Source organism: Micromonospora sp. NPDC005215 (genome assembly GCF_040607915.1).
Lineage (GTDB): Bacteria > Actinomycetota > Actinomycetes > Mycobacteriales > Micromonosporaceae > Micromonospora.
Map to the genome: position 1 here is coordinate 200,913 of NZ_JBEXHQ010000004.1, position 20,650 is coordinate 221,562.

Sequence of the window (20,650 nt, forward strand, 5' to 3'; positions counted from 1 at the left end):
CGTGGTCACGCCATCACCGGCCGCGAACCCGGTCGAGCACCACACCCCAGTCCTGCGGGGCGGCGGTGCCCCGCCAGGCCGCGTGCTGGTCGGGCCGGACCAGCACCAGGTCGTGTCCCCAGACCGCGCGGGCGGCCGGGTCGTGAAGGCGCAGGTGCTCGACCGGCATGCCGCGCCGCGCGGCGGCCGCGACGACACCGTCGCCCGCACCGCTGAAGTCGACAAGCGTGAAGCCGGTGCCGAACCGGTCGAAGAGCGCGCCGCCGTCGTCGAGCAGCACGCTCGGCACCCGGTGGCCGGGCCGGGTGGAGGGCGTGATCGCCTTCCAGCGCCACGGCGGCGGGTCGCCGGGCTCGGCCCACGTGATCGGCGAGTCGAGATAGCGGTAGTCGAGGTGGATGCCGGTGTTCTCCACCTGGTAGGCGTCCTGCTCCAGGTACCCGGCCAGGTGCTCGCGGGACGCGCCGTCCGCCGCCAGCTGCGGGAACCGCTGCCACACCTCCAGCAGGTTGAAGCACATCTCCCGGTTGAACAGCGCCACCGGCCGGCGCTCGGCGTGGTAGCTGTCCAGCAGCCCGGACCCGGCCCAGCCGCGGACCGCCGCGGCCAGCTTCCACGCCAGGTCGACGGCGTCACCGAGGCCGGTGTTCGCGCCGTGCCCACCGGTCGGATAGAACTGGTGCGCCGCGTCGCCGGCAAGGAACACCGAACCGCTGCGGTACGCCTCGGCCACCGCCATCGCGCCCCGCCAGCGGGCCACGTTGAGCACCTCGTCCACGGCGATCTGGGTGCCGAGCCGCTGGCACATCAGCTCGGCCGGGTCCATCTCTGCCTCGCTCTCGTCGAAGAGCGGGAAGAACCCGGTCCACACCTGGTGCTCGTCGCGGGAGACCAGGGTGATCCCGCTGGCCAGCACCATCAGGAAGAACCGGCCGTGTTTGCGCAGCGCCGGGTCGCCGCTGCGGAAGTAGACGTCGCGGAACTCGCCGACCGGACCGGACTCCACAGCGCGGATGCCGGCCGCCGCCCGTACCGCGCTGCCCGCGCCGTCACAGGCGACCAGGTGCCGGGCGGCGATCCGCTGATCGGCACCGGTGGCGCTGTCGCGGACCAGGGCCACCACACCGTCCGGAGTGTTGCTGATCAGCTCGACGAACTCGGTGCCCAGCCGCAGGTCCACGCCTTCGGTCACCGCGGCGCGCTCGCGCAGGATCTCCTCCAGCACGTTGCCGGGCAGCCGCTGATACGGCTCGAGCGGGCTGGTGCCGTCGTTGACAGTGGCGATCCGCCGCTCCACCTCGGCGACCGAGGCGGAACTCCACTCGGCCAGCGGGGCCTCGGCCAGCGACCGGGCCCAGAGGAAGTTGAACGAGTGTTCGGCCCCGATGCCACGGCGGCGGATCTCGTCGACCACGTCCAGCCGGCGCAGCAGCTCCATGCTGCGCGCGTTGAGGTAGTCCATCTTCGGATGCGGCGAGGGCTGCCGATGCCTGTCGATCAGACGGCAGCCGACGCCCTGCCGGGCCAGCTCCAACGCGAGCGTGGTGCCGACCGGCCCCGCGCCCACCACCAGCACGTCCACGTTCTCCTGCGAGGTCTGCATGCCTTCACCCTCGCCATTGGGGACCCCTCCGCTCATCACGTGTTCTCGTGATTCGCCCGGCCACCGCGCGGCGGTAGCTTGACCGCGGACCGCCGGACCCGTCCGATATGGACCTTGCTCAGGAGGCACGGATGATCGACCGCAGGAAGTTCCTCGCGCTCGGCGGACTGGCCGCCGCGGCCACCGCGACCGGGGCGCCCGCGGCCTCGGCGGCCGCGGGCAGCGCCCCTCGCCACGGACCGCGGTGGTCGGCACTGCGCGACGGCATCGACGGCGACCTGCTGCTGCCCGGCGAGCCGGGGTACGAGGCCGCGTACGGCACCTACCTCGCCCGCTACGACACGATCCGGCCCGCCGCGGTGCTGCGCCCGGCCGGCGCCGAGGACGTCGCCGAGGCCGTCCGGTTCGCCCGGCGCCACCGTGTGCGCACCGTCGCCCGCTCCGGCGGGCACAGCTTCGGCGGCTACTCCACCGGCACCGGCCTGGTGGTCGACACGTCCTCGCTCCACCAGACCCGGGTGACCGGTGGGATCGCCCGGATCCAGGCCGGCACCAAGATCGTGGACTTCCAGCAGGATCTGCTGCGCCGGCAGGTGACCATCACCGGCGGGATGTGCCCGACGGTCGGGGTCTCCGGCCTGACTCTGGGGGGCGGCTTCGGCATGGCCGGCCGCCGCTACGGCCTGACCTCCGACCGCCTCTCCGCAGTGCGTCTGGTCCTCGCCGACGGCCGGCTGCTCACCTGCGACGAGCACCACCACCCCGACCTGTTCTGGGCGCTGCGCGGCGGCGGCGCCGGCAGCTTCGGCATCGTCACCGAGTTCGACTTCGTGCCGTACGCCGCCCACGAGCCCACCGTGTTCCAGATCTTCTTCCCCTGGTCGGCCGCGGCCGACGTGGTCGCGGCCTGGCAGGAGTGGGCGCCGGAGACCCCGGACGAGCTCAGCGCCGGGCTGTTCGTGCGCACCTTCGACCCGTCGGCCGAGCCGCAGGTCTTCGCGTTCGGCCAGTGGGCCGGCGCGCACAACGACCTGGACGCGGTGCTGGGCCAATTCTCCGCCCGGGTCGGCCACTCCCCCACGGTCTCCGACATCCGCAGGGTGCCCTACCTGGACTCGGTGCTGTACTGGGCGGGCTGCTCGGAGCTGTCGGTGTCGCAGTGCCACGCGCCCGGTCAGACGCCGGACGGCCGGCTGGCGCGGCTGGAGCACGCGCTGACCAAGTCCGATTTCTTCGCCCGCTCGCTGCCGCGCGAGGGCATCGAACGGTTGCTCGCCGCGATCGTCGCCGACCAGCCGGCCGGTGAGCTGCGCGGCCTGGAGTTCCACGCGTTCGGCGGCGCGTACAACCGGCCGTCGCCGGGGCACACCGCCTTCGTGCACCGCCGGCAGCGGTTCCTGTTGCAGTACCTGGCGCAGGTGCCGACCACGGCGAGCGACGGGCAGAAGGCCGCTGTCGACGAGTGGGCGCGGCGGGCCTGGCGGGCGATGCGGCCGTGGGCCTCCGGTGAGGCGTACCAGAACTACACCGACCCGGAGCTGCGGGACTGGCGGTCGGCGTACTACGGCGGCAACTACGGTCGGCTGACCCGGGTCAAGCACCGCTACGACCCGCAGCGCTTCTTCGACCACCCGCACGCGATCGGCCGATGAGCGCGCCGGTGGAGCCCCGCCGGCTGATCGTGGGGATGACCGGCGCCACCGGGGCGATCCTCGGCGTCCGGCTGCTGGAGACGCTGCGCCGGCTACCCGACGTGCAGACCCACCTGGTGATGAGCCGCTGGGCGCGGGCCACGGTCGAGCTGGAGACCGGGCGTACCGGCGCGGAGGTGGCGGCGCTCGCCGACGTGGTCCACAAGCCGGACGACATCGGTGCGCCGATCGCGAGCGGCTCCTTCCGTACCGATGGCATGATCGTCATCCCGTGCAGCATGCGCACCGCCGGGGGCATCCGCGCCGGTGTCGGTGACGGTTTGCTCGGCCGCGCGGCGGACGTCGTGCTCAAGGAGCGCCGCCGACTCGTGCTGGTGGCACGCGAGGCCCCGCTCAGCGAGATCCACCTGGAGAACCTGCTGGCGCTGGCCCGGATGGGCGTCAGCATCGTCCCGCCCGTGGTGTCGTTCTACACCCACCCGCGAACCCTGGACGACCTGGTCGACCACCTGGTGGCCCGGGTGCTCGACCAGGTCGGGCTGTCCGTGCCCGCGCCGCGCTGGAACGGCATGGTCGCAGCGCGGGCCGACCGTTGAACCGTCCCGACCTCTGGAGGAGACCCGTGGCCCACGACGACCTGCGTACCTTCCTGGACGCCCTGGCCAAGCACGGGCAGTTGCTGCACGTCGGCGAAGAAGTGGACCCGGACGTGGATTTGACAGCGGCCGCCACCGCTGCCGCGCGGATGGGCGACCGGGCGCCCGCGCTGCACTTCGACCGGCTGCGCGGCTTCACCGACGCCCGGGTGGCGATGAACGTGCACGGCTCGTGGGCCAACCACGCCATCGCCATGGGCCTACCGCCGGACACCTCGGCCCGCGACCAGGTCACCGAGTTCGCCCGCCGGTGGGCCGACTTCCCGGTGCCGGTCGAGCGCCGCGCCGACCCGCCGTTCCTGGAGAACACCCTGACCGGTGACGACGTGAACCTGTTCCAGGTGCTGCCGCTGTTCCGGCTCAACGACGCCGACGGCGGCTTCTACCTCGACAAGGCCGCGGTGGTCAGCCGCGACCCGGCCGACCCGGAGCACTTCGGGAAGCAGAACGTCGGCATCTACCGCCTGCAGGTCAAGGGCCGCAACCGGCTGGGCATGCAGCCGGGCTCGATCCACGACATCGCCGGGCACCTGCGGCACGCCGAGGAGCGCGGCGCGGACCTGCCGGTGGCGATCGCGGTCGGCACCGACCCGATCACGTCGATAGTGGCCGCGACGCCGATGCGCTACGACGACTCCGAGTACGAGATGGCCGGCGCGCTTCGCGGGTCGCCAGCGCCGGTCGCCACCGCCCCGCTCACCGGGCTGGACGTGCCGTGGGGCACCGAGGTGCTGCTGGAAGGCGTGATCGAGGGGCGGGTCCGGGAAATTGAGGGCCCGTTCGGTGAGTTCACCGGGCACTACTCCGGCGGGCGGCGGATGGCGGTGGTGCGCATCGACCGGATCTCGTACCGCAGCCAGCCGGTCTTCGAGCACCTGCACCTGGGCATGCCGTGGACCGAGATCGACTACCTGATGGGGCCGGCCACCTGCGTACCCCTGCTGGCCGCGCTGCGCGCCGACTTCCCCGAGGTCCGGGCGGTCAACGCGATGTACACGCACGGCCTGTTGGTGATCGTCTCCACCGCCGCCCGCTACGGCGGCTTCGCCAAGGCGGTCGGCCTGCGGGCCATGACCACCGCGCACGGGCTCGGCTACTGCAAGGTGGTCATCGTCGTGGACGCCGAGGTGGACCCGTTCGACCTGCCGCAGGTGATGTGGGCGCTGTCGACGAAGGTGAACGGCCCGGACGACGTGGTCAACGTCCCGGCCATGTCGATCCTGCCGCTGGATCCGGGCGCCGACCCGCCGGGCATCAGCAACAAGTTGCTGATCGACGCGACAACGCCGGTCGCGCCGGACGCCCGGGGCCGGCACGGGCACCCGGTCCGGGACTCGCCGGAGGTCGGGCGGTGGGCCCGCCGCCTGCGAGACGGGGACGCCTCCGGCGATGCGGAGGTACGGCCGGAGCGTCCCGCCAGGCGGTCGGCCGAGTGCCCGCGCTGCGGCACGAGCGAGCCGCTGGACGTGGCGTCGTCGTCGGTGCCGGGCGCCTGGGACGTGCAGATGTGCACCCGCTGCTGGTACGGCTGGCGCACCACCGAGCCGGAGCACCGTACCCGCCCGGACGCCTTCCCGGAGTCGCTGCGCTGGTCGGCCGAGAAGATCGACCAGGCGCCCGTCCTGCCGCCCCTGCCACCGCTGCGGCGCGACTGAGCGCGAGACACCGCGGGGCCCGGCGCTGTCGAGCGCCGGGCCCCGCTGTCGATCTGGCGTCCGTCAGCACCACGCGTCGATCAGCGCGCCGGCCTGGCGGGGGTTGAGCCGCGGGTCGCAGAGGCTGGTGTAGCGCAGCCGCAGCCCGGCCTCGTCCGGCACCGGCCCGCCGACGCACTCGGTGACGTCTCCGGCGGCCACCTCCAGGTGCAGGCCACCGGGGTGGACGCCCTCGCGCAGCAGGATGTCCCGGAAGGCGGTCGCCTCGGCGACCATGTCGGCGAGCAGCCGGGTCTTCAGGCCGGTGCTGGTCCGTACGGTGTTGCCGTGCATCGGGTCGCTGAGCCACACCACCGGATGCCCGGCGCGGCGTACCGCGTTGACCAGGCCGGGAAGCACCGCGCCGATGTGGCGGCGGCCCATCCGGGCGATCAGCACCAGCCGGCCCGGCACCCGGTCCGGGTCCAGCAGGTCGCACACCCGCAGCACGTCCTCGACCGCCGCGGACGGACCGACCTTGCAGGCCACCGGGTTGGCGACCGCGGCGAGCAGGGCCACGTGGGCGCCGTCCGGGTGCCGGGTGCGCTCGCCGATCCACGGCAGGTGCGTGGAGGCCAGGTACGCCGCACCGGTCTCCGGGTCGGTGCGCGCCAGGCTCTCCTCGTAGTCGAGCACGAGCGCCTCGTGGCTGGTCCACGGCCCGCCGGGGGTGTCACGGTGCGCGCCCACCAGCGCCGTCACCGTGCCGGCGGCCGCGTACGCCCGCAGCATCCGCCGGGGGTCGGGACGTCGGGCGGCCTCGGTCGCCAGCGTCGAGTTGATCATCGGACCGCGGAAGGTCGGCAGATCCCGGCCGTTGTACGGCTCGGCCGGCCGGGACCGCGGCTTGGCGAACTGGCCGCCCAGCCGGCCCACCCGCACCACCGGCGCACCGGTGCGCCGGGACAGCCGGGCGCCCAGGTCGTCGAGGGTGGCGAGCTTGGCGGCGACCGCCGGTGGCGTGCAGTCGGAGAACGTCTCCACACAGTCGCCGGCCTGCAACACCACGTCGTGGCCGGCGGCCACCCGGGCCAACCGGGCGCGCAGCGTCCACAGTTCGGCAGTGGAGACCAGCGGCGGCGCGGCGGCGAGCGCGCGGCGCACCGTGGGATAGTCGGGATCGTCATTCCACTGTGGCTGGTGCGGCGCGGGCCGCGCCATCAGGTCATACACGAGAATTCCCTTCGCGCAGCCGGAGAGGGGCCGTCGGTGTCAGCCTGCCGCTCCCCGGCCGCGCCCCGCATCACGTCTTCTCGGGATGCCGCGCGCTGTGCAGCATCGCCAGGCGGGTGAGCTGCACCCGGCTGCACACGCCCAACTTCGCGAAGCTGCTGCGCAGGTGGCTGTCGACGGTGTGCGGGGAGAGGAAGAGCCGCGCCGCCACCTCCCGGTTGGTCAGCCCTTCGGCCACCAGCGTCACCACGCGCAGCTCCGACTCGGTCAGGTCGGCCCAGCCCGGCACGGCCGGCGCGACGGGCGCCGCCGGCCCGGACGTCGACCGGTACCGGTCCAGCATCAGCTTCACCCGGGCGGCGTCGCGCTTGGCGCCCGCCGCGGTGTACTCGTCGTACGCCTCGCGCAGCAGCGGCACCGCCGCGGCGGAGTTGCCGCGGGCGCCCTCGGCCGTGGCCGTGTCCTCGACCGCGGCGGCCCGGGCCAGCGGGCGGGAGGTCGCTGAGTATTCCTCGACGGCCGAGCGCAGCATCCGGGTGTCACCGCGGACCAGCGCCTCGGCGTGCCGCGCGCCCGCCACGATCGCCCGGTGCGGCCGGTTGCGGCTGACGAGCCCCCTCGCCACCGCGGCCGCCGCGGCGGCCTTGTCCGGCTCGTCGGCACGCCGCGCGATGCGGACCAGCGCGGCCGCCGCCTGCGGCTCCTCGGCCAGGAACAGCGGCCGTTCGGGCAGCACCCGGTACATCATCTCCAGCGCGGCGACGGCCGCCCGGGGCTGGTCGTCCGAGTCGTACATCAGCGCGGTGCGCCAGGACAGCTCGAGCGCGCCACAGCCCTGGTCGGGCGCGAGCTCGGCGGCGCGCCGCAGGTGCAGGCGGGCCGCGGGCATGTCGTTGCAGAGCATCGCCAGGTGGCCGAGCAGTGCCAGCGGGCGTACGTGCGCCATGGTGAGCGGCCGGGCGGCGGCCACCACCTCCTCCGCCTCGGCGCGGGCCTGGGTGAGCTGACCGAGCGCCATCCGCAGCAGCGCTCGATTGTACTGCCACAGGGGGCCGGACCAGGCGCCCGACCGCAGCCGGTCGGCGCGTTGGCCAGCGTCGAGCACCTCCTCCGCCTCGGCCATTCGGTCCACCGCGATCAGCGTGCGGGCCAGCCAGAGTTGCGGTCGGTGCGGGTGCTGCTGCGGGTCGATCCCGTCAAGTGCGGCGACCGCCTCGCGGGCGTGGCGAACCGCGTTGTCGAGTTCGCCGTCGGCGCTGGCCATCACGGCCCGTGCCACGGAGGCGACAGCGTGCGCGGCCCGCTCGCCGTGCCGGTCGGCCACCTCGATCGCCTCGGTCGCGGCGCTCTCGGCCGCCACGAAGTTGTGCGCCTGCAGCAGGGCGTGCGCCTGCGCGGCGAGCAACCGGGCCAGCGTCGGCTCGGTCACCTGGCCGGCGTTGCGCGCCACCATGATCGAGTTGTTCAGGTCGATGTCGAGGCCGGCGTGCGTCACCGCCTCGGCGAGCTCCAACAGCAGCCCGCCGCGCCGGTACGCGTCCAGTCGCAGGGTGGAGGTGCGGTCCACGATCCGGCGGGCCTCGCTGTACTGGCCGCGGACCATGAGCCGCCGGAAGATTCGGGTGACGAACTCGTGCGGCGCCTCCTGCTCGTCGGCGGTGATCAGGTCGAGCAGGCGACAGCTGAGTTCCTCGCCGGACCAGCCGCCCTCCAGGATGTGCCCGGCCAGTTCCTCGGCGGTGACCGGCGGGGCGTGCTTGAGGACGGTGGCGGCCTCCCGGTGCAGGACCACGCGCGCCGGCCCGGGCAGCCTCTCGTGCACCGCCTCGCGGAACAGCTCGTGCCGGAACGACAGCGCCGCGCCGACCTCGACCAGGATCTCCTCGTCCAGCACGGAGGTGACGGCCGGCAGCAGCTCGGTCACGTTGCGGCCCTGGATGGCCGCGAGCTCGTACGCCGTGCACGGTCGCGGCAGGATCGACGCGGCCTCGATGAGCCGGCGGGTCTCCGCGGGCAGCGCCGCGAGCTGCCGCTCGACCGCGTCCAGGAAGGGCCGGGGCAGCACCGCGTCGGTCAGCGCGGCGACGCCGTCGCGGACCTCGACCGCCGCGACCTCGCGTACCGCGCTGAGGTGACCGGAGAGCAACGCGGGATCGCCCTCGCAGCGCAGCACCGCCCGGCGCAACGCGGCGTCCGGCCGCCCGCCCAGCAGGGCGACGCAGATGGTGATTGCCGCGTCATCGTCGAGCGGACCGAGCGTCAGCGTCTCCGCCCCGGTGCGGCCGAGGTCGGCCAGCAGCTCGCTCACCCCGGTCCCGCCGCGCCGGGAGCGCCGGGTGAGCAGCCACAGGACCGGGCTGCTGGCGAGGGACGGGACGAGCAGGCGCAGCGCGAGCGCGGTGAGGTCGCCGGCGCGGTGCACGTCGTCCAGGACGATCATGACGGGCCGCTGCCGGGCAAGGTCGGCGAGCCGGTCGCGCAGCCGCTCCACGAAGTTGAGCCGGGTCGGGTCGGCGGCCATCAGGTGGTCGATGCCGAGGTCGGGAATGCCGGAGCGCAGGGCGGTGAGCAGGCCACCGAGCGGCGCTACCTGGTCTGCGACGGTGATCTCGCCGGCTGCGACGACCAGACCGTCCGCGCGGCCGGCGCGGGCGGCGGCGGCCACCATCGCGCTCTTGCCGGAACCGGCGGCCCCTTCGACGATCAGGCACCGGCTCTCGCCGGCGGCCACGGCGGCTGTGGCCGCGCGGACGATGGACAGTTCATGGTCACGGCCTACCAACACTCGATCCACAGCTGCCCCCGTTTGCAGATCCGATCACGGTTGTGAGACGTTCACGGGCAGCACGACGGGCCGCTGGCGAGCACGCGCGGCATTGCCCGGCTCATCGATGCTAATCGACGTATAGCGACGGCCTCCGCTGTCCCACAGGGAACATTAGACGAATGTTGTGACTGCGCGACTACCCAGAGAAACTGCTGCTCACCGAGTGGGGACATGCCGAAGCGCCGGCTCCGCCGCTGGTGGGCGGGCCGGCGCCGACGTGGGCATTCAGGGGCCGAGCTGCTCGGAAGTGACGCGAGTCACATTCGCGGTGAGCAGCCGCCCAGCGGCGCCGGGGTCGGCCGATCGCAGCCGGGGAATGCCCCGCAGCCACTCGTGATCAGTCATTCCAGGGTTGTGTGTCGTCGTCCGGTCCGGCCAGAAAATCTGCGGGCTGCCCTGGATCGGCAGGTCCCTGCTGCGCCGGTAGTCGGCCAGCACGTCGGCACGCACCGGCTCGGACTCCCACACCTCGAAGATCTTCGCCGGGTCCACCGCCGAAAGCGCCAGTGCCGCCGCGTCGAGCACCCGCTCCAGCCCGGACCGCACACTGATGTCGACCGAGTCCCGGAAGAACGCCAGCCGTACCTGGTAGTCCACCTCCTCCGCGACCGCCGGGCCACCGGCCCGGCGCGCCGCCGCGACCAGCTCGAACGCCGGCATCGACGTCGACGGGTACGACGGCGCGTCGTACACCCCGAACAGGTCCGGCTCGTGATTGGACAGCACCGCCATCTCCGGCTGCACGATGTGCCGCGGGATGCCGCCCTTGTTGATCAGCTCCAGCGGCCAGGCGCGCTGGTCGAGAACCACGTCCAGGCCGCCGGCCGCCCGCGCGGCCCGCAGCCGGTGCACGGCCACCAGCGCCCACGGGCAGTGCACGTCCGACCAGACCGTCACGGTCGCCGTCACCGAGTCACCTCCACGTTCCGGGCGGCCGCCGGCACGCCGGGACGGACCGCCGCACGGCTGATCGCCCACTCCACGGACTCGGCGAGGATGTCCGGCCCGTCCTCGGTCAGCAGCGACTCCGGATGGAACTGCAACGACGTGAAACCCTGGCCGCGCAGCGCGTGCACCCGGCCGGTGCCGGCGTCCCGGCTGACCAGGACCGCACCTCGCCGGGTGACGCCGGGCAGCAGGTCGGCGTCGGCGTACGCCGCGAACGTGTTGTAGAAACCGACCCGGCGGTCCCGCCCGAACAGGTCCACAGTGCGGCGCCGGCCCTGGTCCGGCCTCTGCCCGCGGGCGAGCGGCAGGCCCAGGATCCCGGCGACGAGCTGATGGCTCAGGCAGACCGCCAGGAACGGCCGGCCGGAGTCGAAGACCCGCCGGGCCAGGTGACGCATCCACACGATCCGGGGGTCGCCGCTGTCGCGCGGGTCGCCGGGACCCGGCCCGAGCACCACGAACGCCGACTCCCGCAGCACGTCGTCGTCGACCCGCTCGGCGGGCCGGACCCGGACCCGCAGACCCAGCGACCGCAACTGCCTCGCCAGCATCGCCGTGAACGAATCCTCGGCGTCGACCACCAGCGTCGGCATCCCGGTCAGCGCCGGGCGCGACAGCTCCCGGCGGGACGGCCCCGCGAACCAGAAGTCGCTCAGCCCGCTGTTACGGGCGCGCAGGCTGGCCCGTACCCGGGAATCCTCGGCCAGACCGGGGCGTGCCGCGCCCCGCCCACCCTGCCCGACACCCGCGCCCGCGCCAGGCGTGGCCGCGCCCAGCAGGCCGGACACCTTCGCCCGGGTCTCCGCGGCCTCCGCCGCCGGATCCGAGTGCCGCACGAGCGTGGCTCCCACCCCGATCCGCACCCCGCCGGCCCGGTCCACGTCGGCGGTACGGATCAGGATCGCCGAGTCCATCCGGTGCCGCCCCGCATCGTCCCGTCCGATCAGCGCGGCCACCCCGGCGTAGTAGCCGCGCCCGCCGGGCTCCCGGGCGGCGATGACCCGGCAGGCGTTCTCCAGCGGGCTGCCGGTGACCGTCGGCGCGAACATCGTCTCCCGCAGGATCCGCCGCACGTCCTCCGGCCCCTCCCCCTCGATCCGGTACTCGGTGTGCGCGAGGTGGGCCATCTCGCGCAGGAACGGGCCGACCACCCGGCCGCCGTCCGGGCACAGCCGGGCCATCATCTTCAGCTCCTCGTCCACCACCATGTACAGCTCGTCGGTCTCCTTCGTGTCGGCGAGGAAGCCGAGCAGCCCGGACACCTCCGCGCCGCCGGCCTGATAGCGGTACGTGCCGCTGATCGGCGTCATCGCGATCCGGCCCGCATCAAGGCTGACGTGCCGCTCCGGGGTCGCGCCGACCAGTGTCCGATCGCCACAGTGCACCAGGAACGTCCAGTACGCGCCCGCCTCGGCACGCAGCAGCCGCGCGAACAGGGCCAGCGCGGCCGGAACCGGACCCCCCTCGACGCTGGCCCGGAAGTCGCGCCGGATCACGAAGTTCGAGCCGGCGCCGGACCCGATCTCCTCCGCGATCACACTCGCCACCATCTCCCCGTAACGCTCGTCGTCGACGTCGAAGCCGGCCTCGGTCCACGCGACCGGCTCCGCGGGCAGCCGGCGCAGCACCTCCGGCAGCGGCAGCCGCCGGTGCCGGTCCACGATCAGCGCCCGGATCGGCTCGCCGTCGTCGACGCAGGCGAAGCCCCGCTCGGTGAGCTGCCGGTACGGCAGCAACGCCAGCACCTCGTGCGCGCCCGGCGGGCCGTCCGCCGGCAGCGGCAGCCCGGCCAGGGTGTCGGTCAGCCGGATCCGGCCCTCCAGCAGCTCGACGTCAGGTCCGCCAGCGTCCGGGCGGGCCAGCAACGCGAACGGTGCCGGATCAGGCCCGGTCACCCTCTCGTACCAGTCCCCCATCGAAGACCTCCCCTCAGTGCGGACAGCAGCTCACGCCGCCGGGATGTGATGGTTCTGCCGGAACACGTTCTCCGGGTCGTAGACCCGCTTCAGGTCGCGCAGCCGGGCGTGGTCGGCCGGCGTGTACGCCGCCGCGGTCCGGCCCGGATCGCTGAGGAAGTTCAGGAACACCCCACCGGTGGCGTACGGCCGCAGCCGCCCCGCCAGCCGCCGCATCTGCGCCCGCGCACCGGGCAGACTCTCCTCGTCCAGCTCGGGCGCGATCGCGATCAGCGAGAACTCGGCGTCGTCCGGACCGGCCGGGCCACCCGACTCCGGGCGTACGGCCAGCGCGCCACCCCAGTGCCGCAGCTCGATGACACGGACCGCCTCCCCGGCGGCTACCTCGTCGAGCAGCACGTCGATGAGGCCGTCCTCGACAGTGCGGAACAGGTCGGTGTGCTCCTCGCTGACCTGCGCGCCCGGCTGCGGATCGTTCAGCCGAGGGGTGTGCGCGAACGGCATCGGGCCGAACCCGCCGAGCAGCGGCGTCCCGCCCGTGGCCAGCAACGGCGCCAGCGCCCGGGCGCCGTCCTCCGCCGGGCCGACGTACACCGCGCGCACCGCGAGCACGACCCGGTCGCGCAGCGGCTCCGGGACCTCGGGCACGGGCGGCAGGCGCAGCAGGATGCAGACGGTGGTCAGCGCGTCCGGCTCGGACGCGGCGAACTCCCCGTAGGCCCGCAGCAGGTCCGCGGCCCGCTCACCGGGGAAGAACACCACCCCGCCAAACACCTCGGTCACCGGGAACAGCGCCAGCTCGAGCTCGGTGACCACACCGAAGTTGCCGCCGCCGCCGCGCAGCGCCCACCACAGGCGCGCGTCGTCGTCCGGCCCGGCGACCACGTGCGCTCCGTCAGCGGTGACCACCTCGGCGCGCAGCAGGCTGTTCGCGGCGTACCCATACCGCCGCGACAGCCAGCCGAGGCCGCCGCCCAGGGTGTAGCCGGCGACGCCCACCTCGCCGGACGAGCCGGAGAGCGGCGCCAGGCCGTGCTCGGCCGCAGCCGCCACCACGTCACCCCAGACCGCTCCCCCGCCGGCCCGTACCGTCCGCCGGACCGGGTCCACCTCGACCCCACGCAGCCGGGCGGTGCTCAGGATCAGCCCGCCGTCGGCCGGGGTGAGCGCGCCGTGCCCGGTCGCCTGCACCGCCAGCGGCACGTCCAGCTCCCGGGCCGCGGACAGGATCCGGCGCACGTCGGTGACGTCGGCCGCCTCGGCGACCGCCAGCGGCCGGGGATCCACGTTGCGCCGCCACGGCAGCCGGGTCCGGTCGTACCCGGGATCGCCGGGCAGGTGCAGCACCCCGTGCAGGTGGTCACGCAGTGACCGGATCGTCGTCGTCCCGGCGGCGGTCATGCCGCGGCACCGCGCCGGCGCAGCGCGGGGTCGGTAAGCGCCGGCGGCAGGTAGTGCGAGTCCGCGTGGTTCAGCATCGTGCCCGGCGCGACGATCTCGTCGATCCGGTCCAGCACCGCGTCCTCCAGACGCAGGTCCGCGCCGGCCAGCAGGTCCTCGAGCTGGTCGACCCGGCGCGGTCCGATGATCACCGAGGTGACTGCCGGGTGGTTGCGGGCGAACGCGAGCGCCAGGTGCGTCAGCGAGCAACCGACCTCCGCGGCCAGCTTGGTGAGCTGCTCCACCGCCTCCCGCTTGCGGATGTTGCCGGCCAACACCGGGTCGAACTGCGTACGGTGGGCGCGCTGCCGTCCCGCGGTCAGGTCGATGTCACCCTGGTAGCGGCCGGTCAGCCAGCCCTCGCTGAGCGGGCTCCAGGTCATCACACCGATGCCGTACCTCGCGCAGGCGGGCAGGACCGCGGCCTCGGCGGACCGGTTGAGGATCGAGTACGGCGGCTGCTCGGTCCGGGGCCGCACCAAGCCGTGGCGCTCGGCGATCCACTGTGCCTCCACCAGGTGGTCCGCCGGGAAGGTGGAGGTGCCGACGACGCGGACCTTTCCGGATCGGACCAGATCCGACATGGCCTGCAGGGTTTCCTCCAGGTCGGTGTCCGGATCCGGCCGGTGCACCTGATAGATGTCCAGATAGTCGGTGCGCAACCGGCGCAGGCTGTCCTCGACGGCCCGCATGATCCAGCGGCGCGAGTTGCCCGACCGGTTCGGCGCGTTCCCGGAGGGGTGCATCGGATAGTGCACCTTCGAGGCGAGGATGACCTCGTCACGCCGCTTCTCCAGAGCCCGCCCGACGATCTCCTCGCACCCGCCCCACGAGTACACGTCGGCCGTGTCCACGAAGTTGATCCCCGCGTCCAGGGCTGCGGAGATCACCGGAGCGGACTCGTCGTAGCCGCACTCCCCCCAGGCGCCGAACATCATCGTGCCCAGGCAGAGCGGGCTCACCTTCATTCCGGTGCGTCCCAGGTTTCGTAGCTCCATGACGCCCGACCTTGGCAGCGTCGCCGCGATGGGCACATCACGTGAACCCGTGGCGTGATCGCGCCATGACCGGGCCGCCGCGGCCATGTCAGCCTGTGCCGGTCAGTCAGCCCAAGGGAGGCCCGATGAGCAGCACCGGCACCGCAGTGGGCCCACTCGACCTGCGGTTCACCGTGGCTCAGCAGTTCCGCCCGGTCGACATGATCGCGCCCCGCTTCGGGCAGTTCGACTCCGCCGCCGAGACGGCGGACGAGCCGCCGCTGCCGAGCCCGCTACCCCCGGTCCACGAATGCTTCCGGACCGGTCAGGGCCTGGTCGCGCCGTTCGGCGCGGTCGTCTGCGAGGTCGCCGAGCAGCAGGCGGACAGCGCGGTCAGCGCCGGGTGGAGCACCGCCGACGGCGACGCGTTGATGGTCCACTACGACGCCTTCCAGCACGAGGTCAGCATCACGGTCACGACCGAGGGCGTCACCGAGGTGGTGGCGCGCACGCCGGTCACGCTGCGGACGCCGTACCGCCTCGCCGCCACCCTGACCGGGACCCGCATCACCGCGGTGGCCGCCGACGACGGCACCCAGGGCTGGCGGCCGCTGGTCATCGGCGACTCGCTTCCGTTCGTCGACCCGCGCCGGCCGGAGACGCTGCGCGACTACCGGCACACGTACGGCGGCCGCAGCGCCCGCCTCTCCCGGGTCCGCGCCGGATACTTCGGACAGGTCGGGCTCCGGGACGGGCACCTGGTGACCTACGCCGACGGGCGGCCGTACCGCCGCGACGGCCGGCTGCTGTTCACCTTCGGCGCCGCCGGCATGGGCTTCTCCCAGGAGGCGCACTGGTCGGTGTGGGCGCTCGACCCGGACGCGCCGGAGCGGATGGAACAGGTCGCCAAGCTCTTCTTCACCCACGACGGGCTGGTCACCGGCGACAACGCCGGGCAGATCGTCTACGACGAGGACCGCGACCGGTTCGTCATCGTGGTCTGCGGCGGCAACCTGCCGGAGCCCGGCGTGTACGTCCGGCACGCCCAGACCAGCGCGGACATCCTCTCCGGCGTCCACGTCATCGCCAACGAGCGGCTGGCAGCGCCGGTCGACCTCAGCTCGTGGGAGCCGGCGATCGGCCTGGTCGACGGGCGCTGGCACATCGCGTACGCCAACGTGGTCCAGCTCAGCCCGGAGCTGGAGTTCCACCCGGTGCTGGTGGCCGCGGCCGAGGATGGCGACTACCACGAGGGGTTGACCGTCCGGGCCACCGATCCGGACGTGCGGCGTACCGAGGGCTGCGTGCTGCACCGCTTCGCCACCGGCTGGCACCTGCTGGCCACCGACGACGCCCAGCGCGAGTACCGCGTCTACGACCTGGCGCTGCGCCAGGTCGGCACCCTGGCCGCCCCGTTCCTGCCGGGCGGCCCGCACCCCCAGGTCGTCCCGCTCGACGACGACGACCGCGACTGGCTGCTCGTCACCTTCGCCAACGTGCAGTTCCACGAGGACGTGCTCGGCTACGGCACCGAGGGCGACGTGGTGATCATGCGCGGACACGCTGGTCGCGGCTGACGGACGCACCGCAACGCCCAACGCAGAAAGGAACCCCTGTCATGGAAGACCTTCTCAGGCTCAGTGACGAGGTCGCCGCGGCGCTGGCCGACCACCGGCCGGTGGTGGCGCTGGAGTCCTCGCTGATCGCACACGGACCGCCGTACCCGATGAACGTGGAGATCGCGACGGCGATCGAGAAGGCGGTCCGGGACGCCGGCGCGGTGCCGGCGACCATCGGCATCATCGACGGCCGCATCGTCATCGGGCTGGACGAGGCCGAGGTGGCCCGCTTCGGCGAGCAGCGCGGCATCCCGAAGGTCAGCGCCCGCGACCTCGGCCGGGTGGTGGCCAGCGGCGGACCCGGCGCGACCACTGTCGCCTCCACCATCGTGGCGGCCGAGCTCGCCGGCATCCGGGTCTTCTCGACCGCCGGGATCGGCGGCGTGCACCGCGGCGCCGAGGAGTCCTTCGACATCTCGCCGGACCTGCTCCAGTTCACCCGGACACGGATCACCGTGGTGTGCGCCGGCGCGAAGAGCATCCTGGACCTGAACCGGACCGCCGAGTATCTGGAGACCGCCGGCGTGCCGATCCTCGGGTACCGCTGCGACGAGTTGCCCGCCTTCTACGCCCGCACCTCGGGGATCCCGGTGCCCCGCGTCGACGACCTCACCGAGGCGGCCCGCGCGGTGGACCTGCACTGGCAGCTCACCAACGGTGGCACCGTCCTGCTCACCGCGCCGATCAACGAGGAGGACGCGCTCGACGGCGCGGAGATCGACGCCGCCATCGAGGCCGCGGTCGCCGAGGCGAAGCAGGCCGGGGTCACCGGCAACGCGGTCAGCCCGTTCCTGATGAAGGCGGTCGGCACGGCCACCAAGGGGCGCAGCGGCGCGGCGACCCGCTCGGTGCTGATCAGCACGGCCGCGCTGGCCGGCGAGTTCGCGGTCGCGATGACCGCGCTGCGGGCGGAGTGACGCGATGACCGAGACGATCGAAGCCGTCGTCCTCGACCTGGACGGCACCCTTGTCGACACCCCACAGGCCATCGCCACGATCACCGCGGACATCCTGGCCGAACTCGGCCGGCCGGCGCCACCGGAGCGGATCCGGCCGCTGGTGGGCCGGCCGCTGGACAGCAACTTCGCCGAACTGCTCGACGTCCCGGCCGATCACGCGGACGTTGCCACAGCGATCGGGCTGTACAAGCAGCGGTTCGGCAAGCACGTGAAGGAGCACGGCCGGGACCTGCTCTACCCCGGCGTCCTGACCGGGCTGCGGACTCTGCGGGAACGCGGTCTGCCGCTGGCCATCGCCACCTCAAAGGTGCAGGAGGCCGCGGTGAAGACGGTCACCGCCACCGGCATCGCCGACCTGTTCGACGCGGTCGCCGGGCACGACTCGGTGGCGAACGGCAAACCCGCACCCGACCTCGCGCTGCACGCGTCCGGGCTGCTGGGCGTGCCGCCGGAGGCCTGCGTGGGCATCGGTGACGGGCCCGGCGACATGACGATGGGCCGCGCCGCGGGAATGCTCAACATCGCCGTCACGTACGGGGTGGGCAGCGCCGACGAGCTGCGCGCGGCCGGCGCCGACCTGGTCGCGGACTCCTTCACCGAGGCCGTCGACCTCGTGGTGCAACTGTTGCACGGCAGCGTGGTGGCCCGATGACCGCGGCTGCCGAGCCGGCCGTCCGGATCGAGCCGGAGACCCGGGCGCAGCTCATCCGGCTCACGTACGGCTACATGGCGTCCCGCATGATCCACACCGCGGTGCGTCTGGGGCTGCCGGATCTGCTCGACGGCGTCGACCGCGACAGCGTGGAGCTCGCCGAGCGGATCGGCGCCCACGCGCCCTCGCTGCACCGGTTGCTGCGTGCGCTGGCCGGCCTCGGCCTGCTGGCCGAGACCGAGCCGGGCCGGTTCCGCCTGGCGCCGCTGGGCGCACCGTTGTCCCGCCGAGCCGAGCACCGCACCACGGCGCTGACCGAGCTGTTCCTGTCCGCCGAGTTCTGGGACTCCTGGCAGGACCTGGAACACAGCATCCGGACTGGCAGGGCCGCGTTCGATCACGTGCACGGTCGTCCGTTCTTCGCCTATCTCGACGAGCACCCGGCCCTGCTGGAGGTGTTCAACGAGGCAATGGCGGAGAACGCCCGGTTCGAGGCGCCCCGCTTCGTGTCCGGGTACGACTTCGGCCGCTACCCGGAGCTTCTCGACGTCGGTGGCGGCAACGGCGCGCTGCTGCACGCGATCCTCGCGGCCCACCCGGGCAGCCGGGGCATCATCTTCGAGACCCCGACTGTGGTCGAGCAGGCCCGGGCCGCGACCGTGACGGCCGGGCTGGCGGACCGCTGCCGGGTGATCGACGGCGATTTCTTCGTCGGGGTGCCGGCCGAAGCGGACGCGGTCCTGCTCAAGAGCGTCATGCACAACTGGGACGACGACCGCTGTGTCACGATCCTGCGCAACTGCCGTCCGGCGATCCGTCCGGGTGGGCGACTGCTGCTGCTGGAGCCGGTCCTGCCGACGCCCATGCAGTCGCAGACGTGTGTGGAATCCGTGCTCAGCGACATCAACATGCTCGCGCTGACGGCCGGCGGATTCGAGCGTACCGAGGACACCTTCCGCCGAATCCTCGACGCCGCGGGCTACACGCTGCGCGCGATCTCCGCGACCATCGCGGCGACCGACTTCCGCGTGATCGAGGCGGAACCGATCTGACCTCCCAGGCCCGTGGCGGCAACCCTGCCGCCACGGGCCTGCCCTACGCGTCCAAGGATGCTTCGATGAAACGGTTGTTCACCTCGGAGTCGGTCACCGAAGGCCACCCGGACAAGATCGCTGACCAGATCAGCGACGCTGTTCTCGACGCCCTACTCGCCCAGGATCCGGGCAGCCGCGTCGCCGTGGAAACCCTGATCACCACCGGACAGGTGCACGTCGCCGGGGAGGTCACCACCAACACCTACGCCGACATCCCCGCCATCGTGCGTGACGCCATCCTGCGGATCGGCTATGACTCGTCCAAGAAGGGCTTCGACGGCGCGTCCTGCGGCGTCAGCGTGTCGATCGGGTCCCAGTCACCGGACATCGCGCAGGGCGTCGACACGGCCCTCGAGCTCCGTAACGGCGACTCCGGCCACCTGCTCGACCAGCAGGGCGCTGGTGACCAGGGCATGATGTTCGGTTTCGCCTGCTCGGAAACGCCCGAGCTGATGCCGCTGCCGATCGCTCTGGCCCACCGGCTGGCCCGGCGGCTGGCCGCCGTCCGCAAGGATCTGACCATCCCCTACCTGCGCCCCGACGGCAAGACCCAGGTCACCATCGAGTACGACGGCCTGCGTCCCGTCCGTCTCGACACGGTGGTGATCTCGTCGCAGCATGCCGCCGACATCTCCCTGGAGAACCTGCTGGCCCCGGACATCCGGGAGCACGTTGTCGAACCGGAACTCGCCGACCTCGGTCTGAGCACCGACGGATACCGGCTGCTGGTCAACCCGACCGGCCGCTTCGAGATCGGCGGCCCGATGGGTGACGCGGGCCTCACCGGCCGCAAGATCATCGTTGACACCTACGGCGGCTATGCCCGCCACGGCGGCGGCGCCTTCTCCGGCAAGGACCCCTCCAAAGTCGACCGCTCCGGCGCGTACGCCATGCGCTGGGTCGCCAAGAACGTCGTCGCCGCCGGCCTCGCCGAACGCTGCGAGATCCAGGTCGCCTACGCGATCGGCAAAGCCCAGCCGGTCTCGCTGTTCGTGGAGACGTTCGGCACCGAGACCATCCCCGTCGACAAGATCGAGAAACTGATCAAGGAGGTCTTCGACCTGCGGCCGGCCGCGATCATCCGCGACCTCGACCTGCTCCGACCCATCTACCAGCAGACCGCCGCCTACGGCCACTTCGGCCGCGACGTGCCCGACCTGCGCTGGGAGAACACCGACCGGGCCGCGGACCTGCGAAACCTGATCTAACCGTTTGCCCCGTTGGCCGGAGGTACCACCATGCGAACCACATCGCTACGATCGCCAGTCATCCGCAATCACTGTGTATGCCCAGCTCACGAGCGTTCGGTTCGTCAATGCGGCCCGGATAGTTACGAACGAATCCCCCGTTGTTCGGCGGTCTCAACCTAGAACGCGCAGGTGAGGGTGGATCCGGCAGAGGAGACGGGCCATTCCGGGATCAGGCGACGGGCAGACGATG

At 72.9% G+C, this 20,650-nt stretch carries 15 protein-coding genes; 8 read left to right on the forward strand and 7 right to left on the reverse strand.

Features of this window, described 5'->3' with window-relative positions; genetic code table 11:
- Positions 1 to 13: 13 nt before the first annotated feature.
- Complete coding sequence (locus ABZU25_RS05970; RefSeq protein WP_355028190.1) at positions 14 to 1,603, reverse strand: FAD-dependent monooxygenase; 1,590 nt, start codon at positions 1,601 to 1,603, stop codon at positions 14 to 16.
- A gap of 131 nt (positions 1,604 to 1,734) precedes the next feature.
- Here ABZU25_RS05970 and ABZU25_RS05975 point away from each other — a divergent pair, with 131 nt between their 5' ends.
- Genes ABZU25_RS05975 through ABZU25_RS05985 form a run of 3 tightly spaced genes read left to right on the forward strand, consistent with a single transcriptional unit; the run spans position 1,735 to position 5,566 of the window.
- Positions 1,735 to 3,255 carry an FAD-binding oxidoreductase gene (locus tag ABZU25_RS05975; protein ID WP_355028191.1) on the forward strand — a complete coding sequence of 507 codons (1,521 nt, stop codon included), beginning with the start codon at positions 1,735 to 1,737 and terminating at the stop codon, positions 3,253 to 3,255.
- Positions 3,252 to 3,851: a UbiX family flavin prenyltransferase gene (locus ABZU25_RS05980; RefSeq protein ID WP_355028192.1), complete on the forward strand. Its 600-nt coding sequence runs from the start codon at positions 3,252 to 3,254 to the stop codon at positions 3,849 to 3,851. Before ABZU25_RS05975 ends, ABZU25_RS05980 begins: the two co-directional genes overlap by 4 nt.
- Positions 3,852 to 3,877: 26 nt before the next feature.
- Positions 3,878 to 5,566: a non-oxidative hydroxyarylic acid decarboxylases subunit C gene (locus tag ABZU25_RS05985; RefSeq protein WP_355028193.1), complete on the forward strand. Its 1,689-nt coding sequence runs from the start codon at positions 3,878 to 3,880 to the stop codon at positions 5,564 to 5,566.
- A gap of 63 nt (positions 5,567 to 5,629) precedes the next feature.
- Here the strand turns inward: ABZU25_RS05985 and ABZU25_RS05990 are convergent, their stop codons facing one another.
- The 6 genes from ABZU25_RS05990 to ABZU25_RS06015 form a co-directional block, all read right to left on the reverse strand.
- The gene (locus ABZU25_RS05990) at positions 5,630 to 6,778 is read right to left on the reverse strand and encodes a 3-deoxy-7-phosphoheptulonate synthase (RefSeq protein WP_355028194.1); all 1,149 of its coding nucleotides are present in this window, start codon (positions 6,776 to 6,778) and stop codon (positions 5,630 to 5,632) included.
- A 70-nt stretch (positions 6,779 to 6,848) separates the two neighbouring features.
- Positions 6,849 to 9,563, reverse strand: a complete 2,715-nt coding sequence (locus ABZU25_RS05995; RefSeq protein ID WP_355028195.1) for an AAA family ATPase — start codon at positions 9,561 to 9,563, stop codon at positions 6,849 to 6,851.
- 267 nt (positions 9,564 to 9,830) lie between these two features.
- On the reverse strand, positions 9,831 to 10,514 hold the full coding sequence (locus ABZU25_RS06000; RefSeq protein WP_355028196.1) for a DsbA family protein: 684 nt from the start codon (positions 10,512 to 10,514) through the stop codon (positions 9,831 to 9,833).
- Positions 10,511 to 12,469, reverse strand: a complete 1,959-nt coding sequence (locus tag ABZU25_RS06005; protein ID WP_355028197.1) for an anthranilate synthase family protein — start codon at positions 12,467 to 12,469, stop codon at positions 10,511 to 10,513. Before ABZU25_RS06005 ends, ABZU25_RS06000 begins: the two co-directional genes overlap by 4 nt.
- A gap of 30 nt (positions 12,470 to 12,499) precedes the next feature.
- Positions 12,500 to 13,870, reverse strand: a complete 1,371-nt coding sequence (locus ABZU25_RS06010; protein ID WP_355028198.1) for an FAD-binding oxidoreductase — start codon at positions 13,868 to 13,870, stop codon at positions 12,500 to 12,502.
- On the reverse strand, positions 13,867 to 14,907 hold the full coding sequence (locus ABZU25_RS06015) for an aldo/keto reductase (protein WP_355028199.1): 1,041 nt from the start codon (positions 14,905 to 14,907) through the stop codon (positions 13,867 to 13,869). Before ABZU25_RS06015 ends, ABZU25_RS06010 begins: the two co-directional genes overlap by 4 nt.
- 125 nt (positions 14,908 to 15,032) lie before the next feature.
- Here ABZU25_RS06015 and ABZU25_RS06020 point away from each other — a divergent pair, with 125 nt between their 5' ends.
- The 5 genes from ABZU25_RS06020 to metK all read left to right on the forward strand — a co-directional run bounded on the left by ABZU25_RS06020 (position 15,033) and on the right by metK (position 20,418).
- Positions 15,033 to 16,463, forward strand: coding sequence for a hypothetical protein (locus ABZU25_RS06020; RefSeq protein WP_355028200.1), 1,431 nt, complete (start codon positions 15,033 to 15,035; stop codon positions 16,461 to 16,463).
- Between the two features lie 41 nt (positions 16,464 to 16,504).
- Positions 16,505 to 17,422, forward strand: coding sequence for a pseudouridine-5'-phosphate glycosidase (locus ABZU25_RS06025; RefSeq protein ID WP_355028201.1), 918 nt, complete (start codon positions 16,505 to 16,507; stop codon positions 17,420 to 17,422).
- A 4-nt stretch (positions 17,423 to 17,426) separates the two neighbouring features.
- Positions 17,427 to 18,116, forward strand: a complete 690-nt coding sequence (locus tag ABZU25_RS06030) for an HAD family hydrolase (RefSeq protein WP_355028202.1) — start codon at positions 17,427 to 17,429, stop codon at positions 18,114 to 18,116.
- On the forward strand, positions 18,113 to 19,168 hold the full coding sequence (locus ABZU25_RS06035; RefSeq protein ID WP_355028203.1) for a methyltransferase: 1,056 nt from the start codon (positions 18,113 to 18,115) through the stop codon (positions 19,166 to 19,168). The genes ABZU25_RS06030 and ABZU25_RS06035 overlap by 4 nt, the downstream gene beginning before the upstream one ends.
- Before the next feature lie 65 nt (positions 19,169 to 19,233).
- A complete protein-coding gene (metK, locus tag ABZU25_RS06040; protein WP_355028204.1) occupies positions 19,234 to 20,418 on the forward strand; it encodes a methionine adenosyltransferase in 1,185 nt (394 codons plus the stop codon).
- Positions 20,419 to 20,650 lie beyond the last annotated feature (232 nt).

What these genes read in the sequence shown, in the direction of transcription:
- ABZU25_RS05970 (WP_355028190.1), bottom strand. Translation starts at nt 1,603, where the DNA reads ATGCAGACCTCGCAGGAGAACGTGGACGTGCTGGTGGTGGGCGCGGGG.
- ABZU25_RS05975 (WP_355028191.1), top strand. Translation starts at nt 1,735, where the DNA reads ATGATCGACCGCAGGAAGTTCCTCGCGCTCGGCGGACTGGCCGCCGCG.
- ABZU25_RS05980 (WP_355028192.1), top strand. Translation starts at nt 3,252, where the DNA reads ATGAGCGCGCCGGTGGAGCCCCGCCGGCTGATCGTGGGGATGACCGGC.
- ABZU25_RS06005 (WP_355028197.1), bottom strand. Translation starts at nt 12,469, where the DNA reads ATGGGGGACTGGTACGAGAGGGTGACCGGGCCTGATCCGGCACCGTTC.
- ABZU25_RS06010 (WP_355028198.1), bottom strand. Translation starts at nt 13,870, where the DNA reads ATGACCGCCGCCGGGACGACGACGATCCGGTCACTGCGTGACCACCTG.
- ABZU25_RS06015 (WP_355028199.1), bottom strand. Translation starts at nt 14,907, where the DNA reads ATGGAGCTACGAAACCTGGGACGCACCGGAATGAAGGTGAGCCCGCTC.
- ABZU25_RS06020 (WP_355028200.1), top strand. Translation starts at nt 15,033, where the DNA reads ATGAGCAGCACCGGCACCGCAGTGGGCCCACTCGACCTGCGGTTCACC.
- ABZU25_RS06025 (WP_355028201.1), top strand. Translation starts at nt 16,505, where the DNA reads ATGGAAGACCTTCTCAGGCTCAGTGACGAGGTCGCCGCGGCGCTGGCC.
- ABZU25_RS06030 (WP_355028202.1), top strand. Translation starts at nt 17,427, where the DNA reads ATGACCGAGACGATCGAAGCCGTCGTCCTCGACCTGGACGGCACCCTT.
- ABZU25_RS06035 (WP_355028203.1), top strand. Translation starts at nt 18,113, where the DNA reads ATGACCGCGGCTGCCGAGCCGGCCGTCCGGATCGAGCCGGAGACCCGG.
- metK (WP_355028204.1), top strand. Translation starts at nt 19,234, where the DNA reads ATGAAACGGTTGTTCACCTCGGAGTCGGTCACCGAAGGCCACCCGGAC.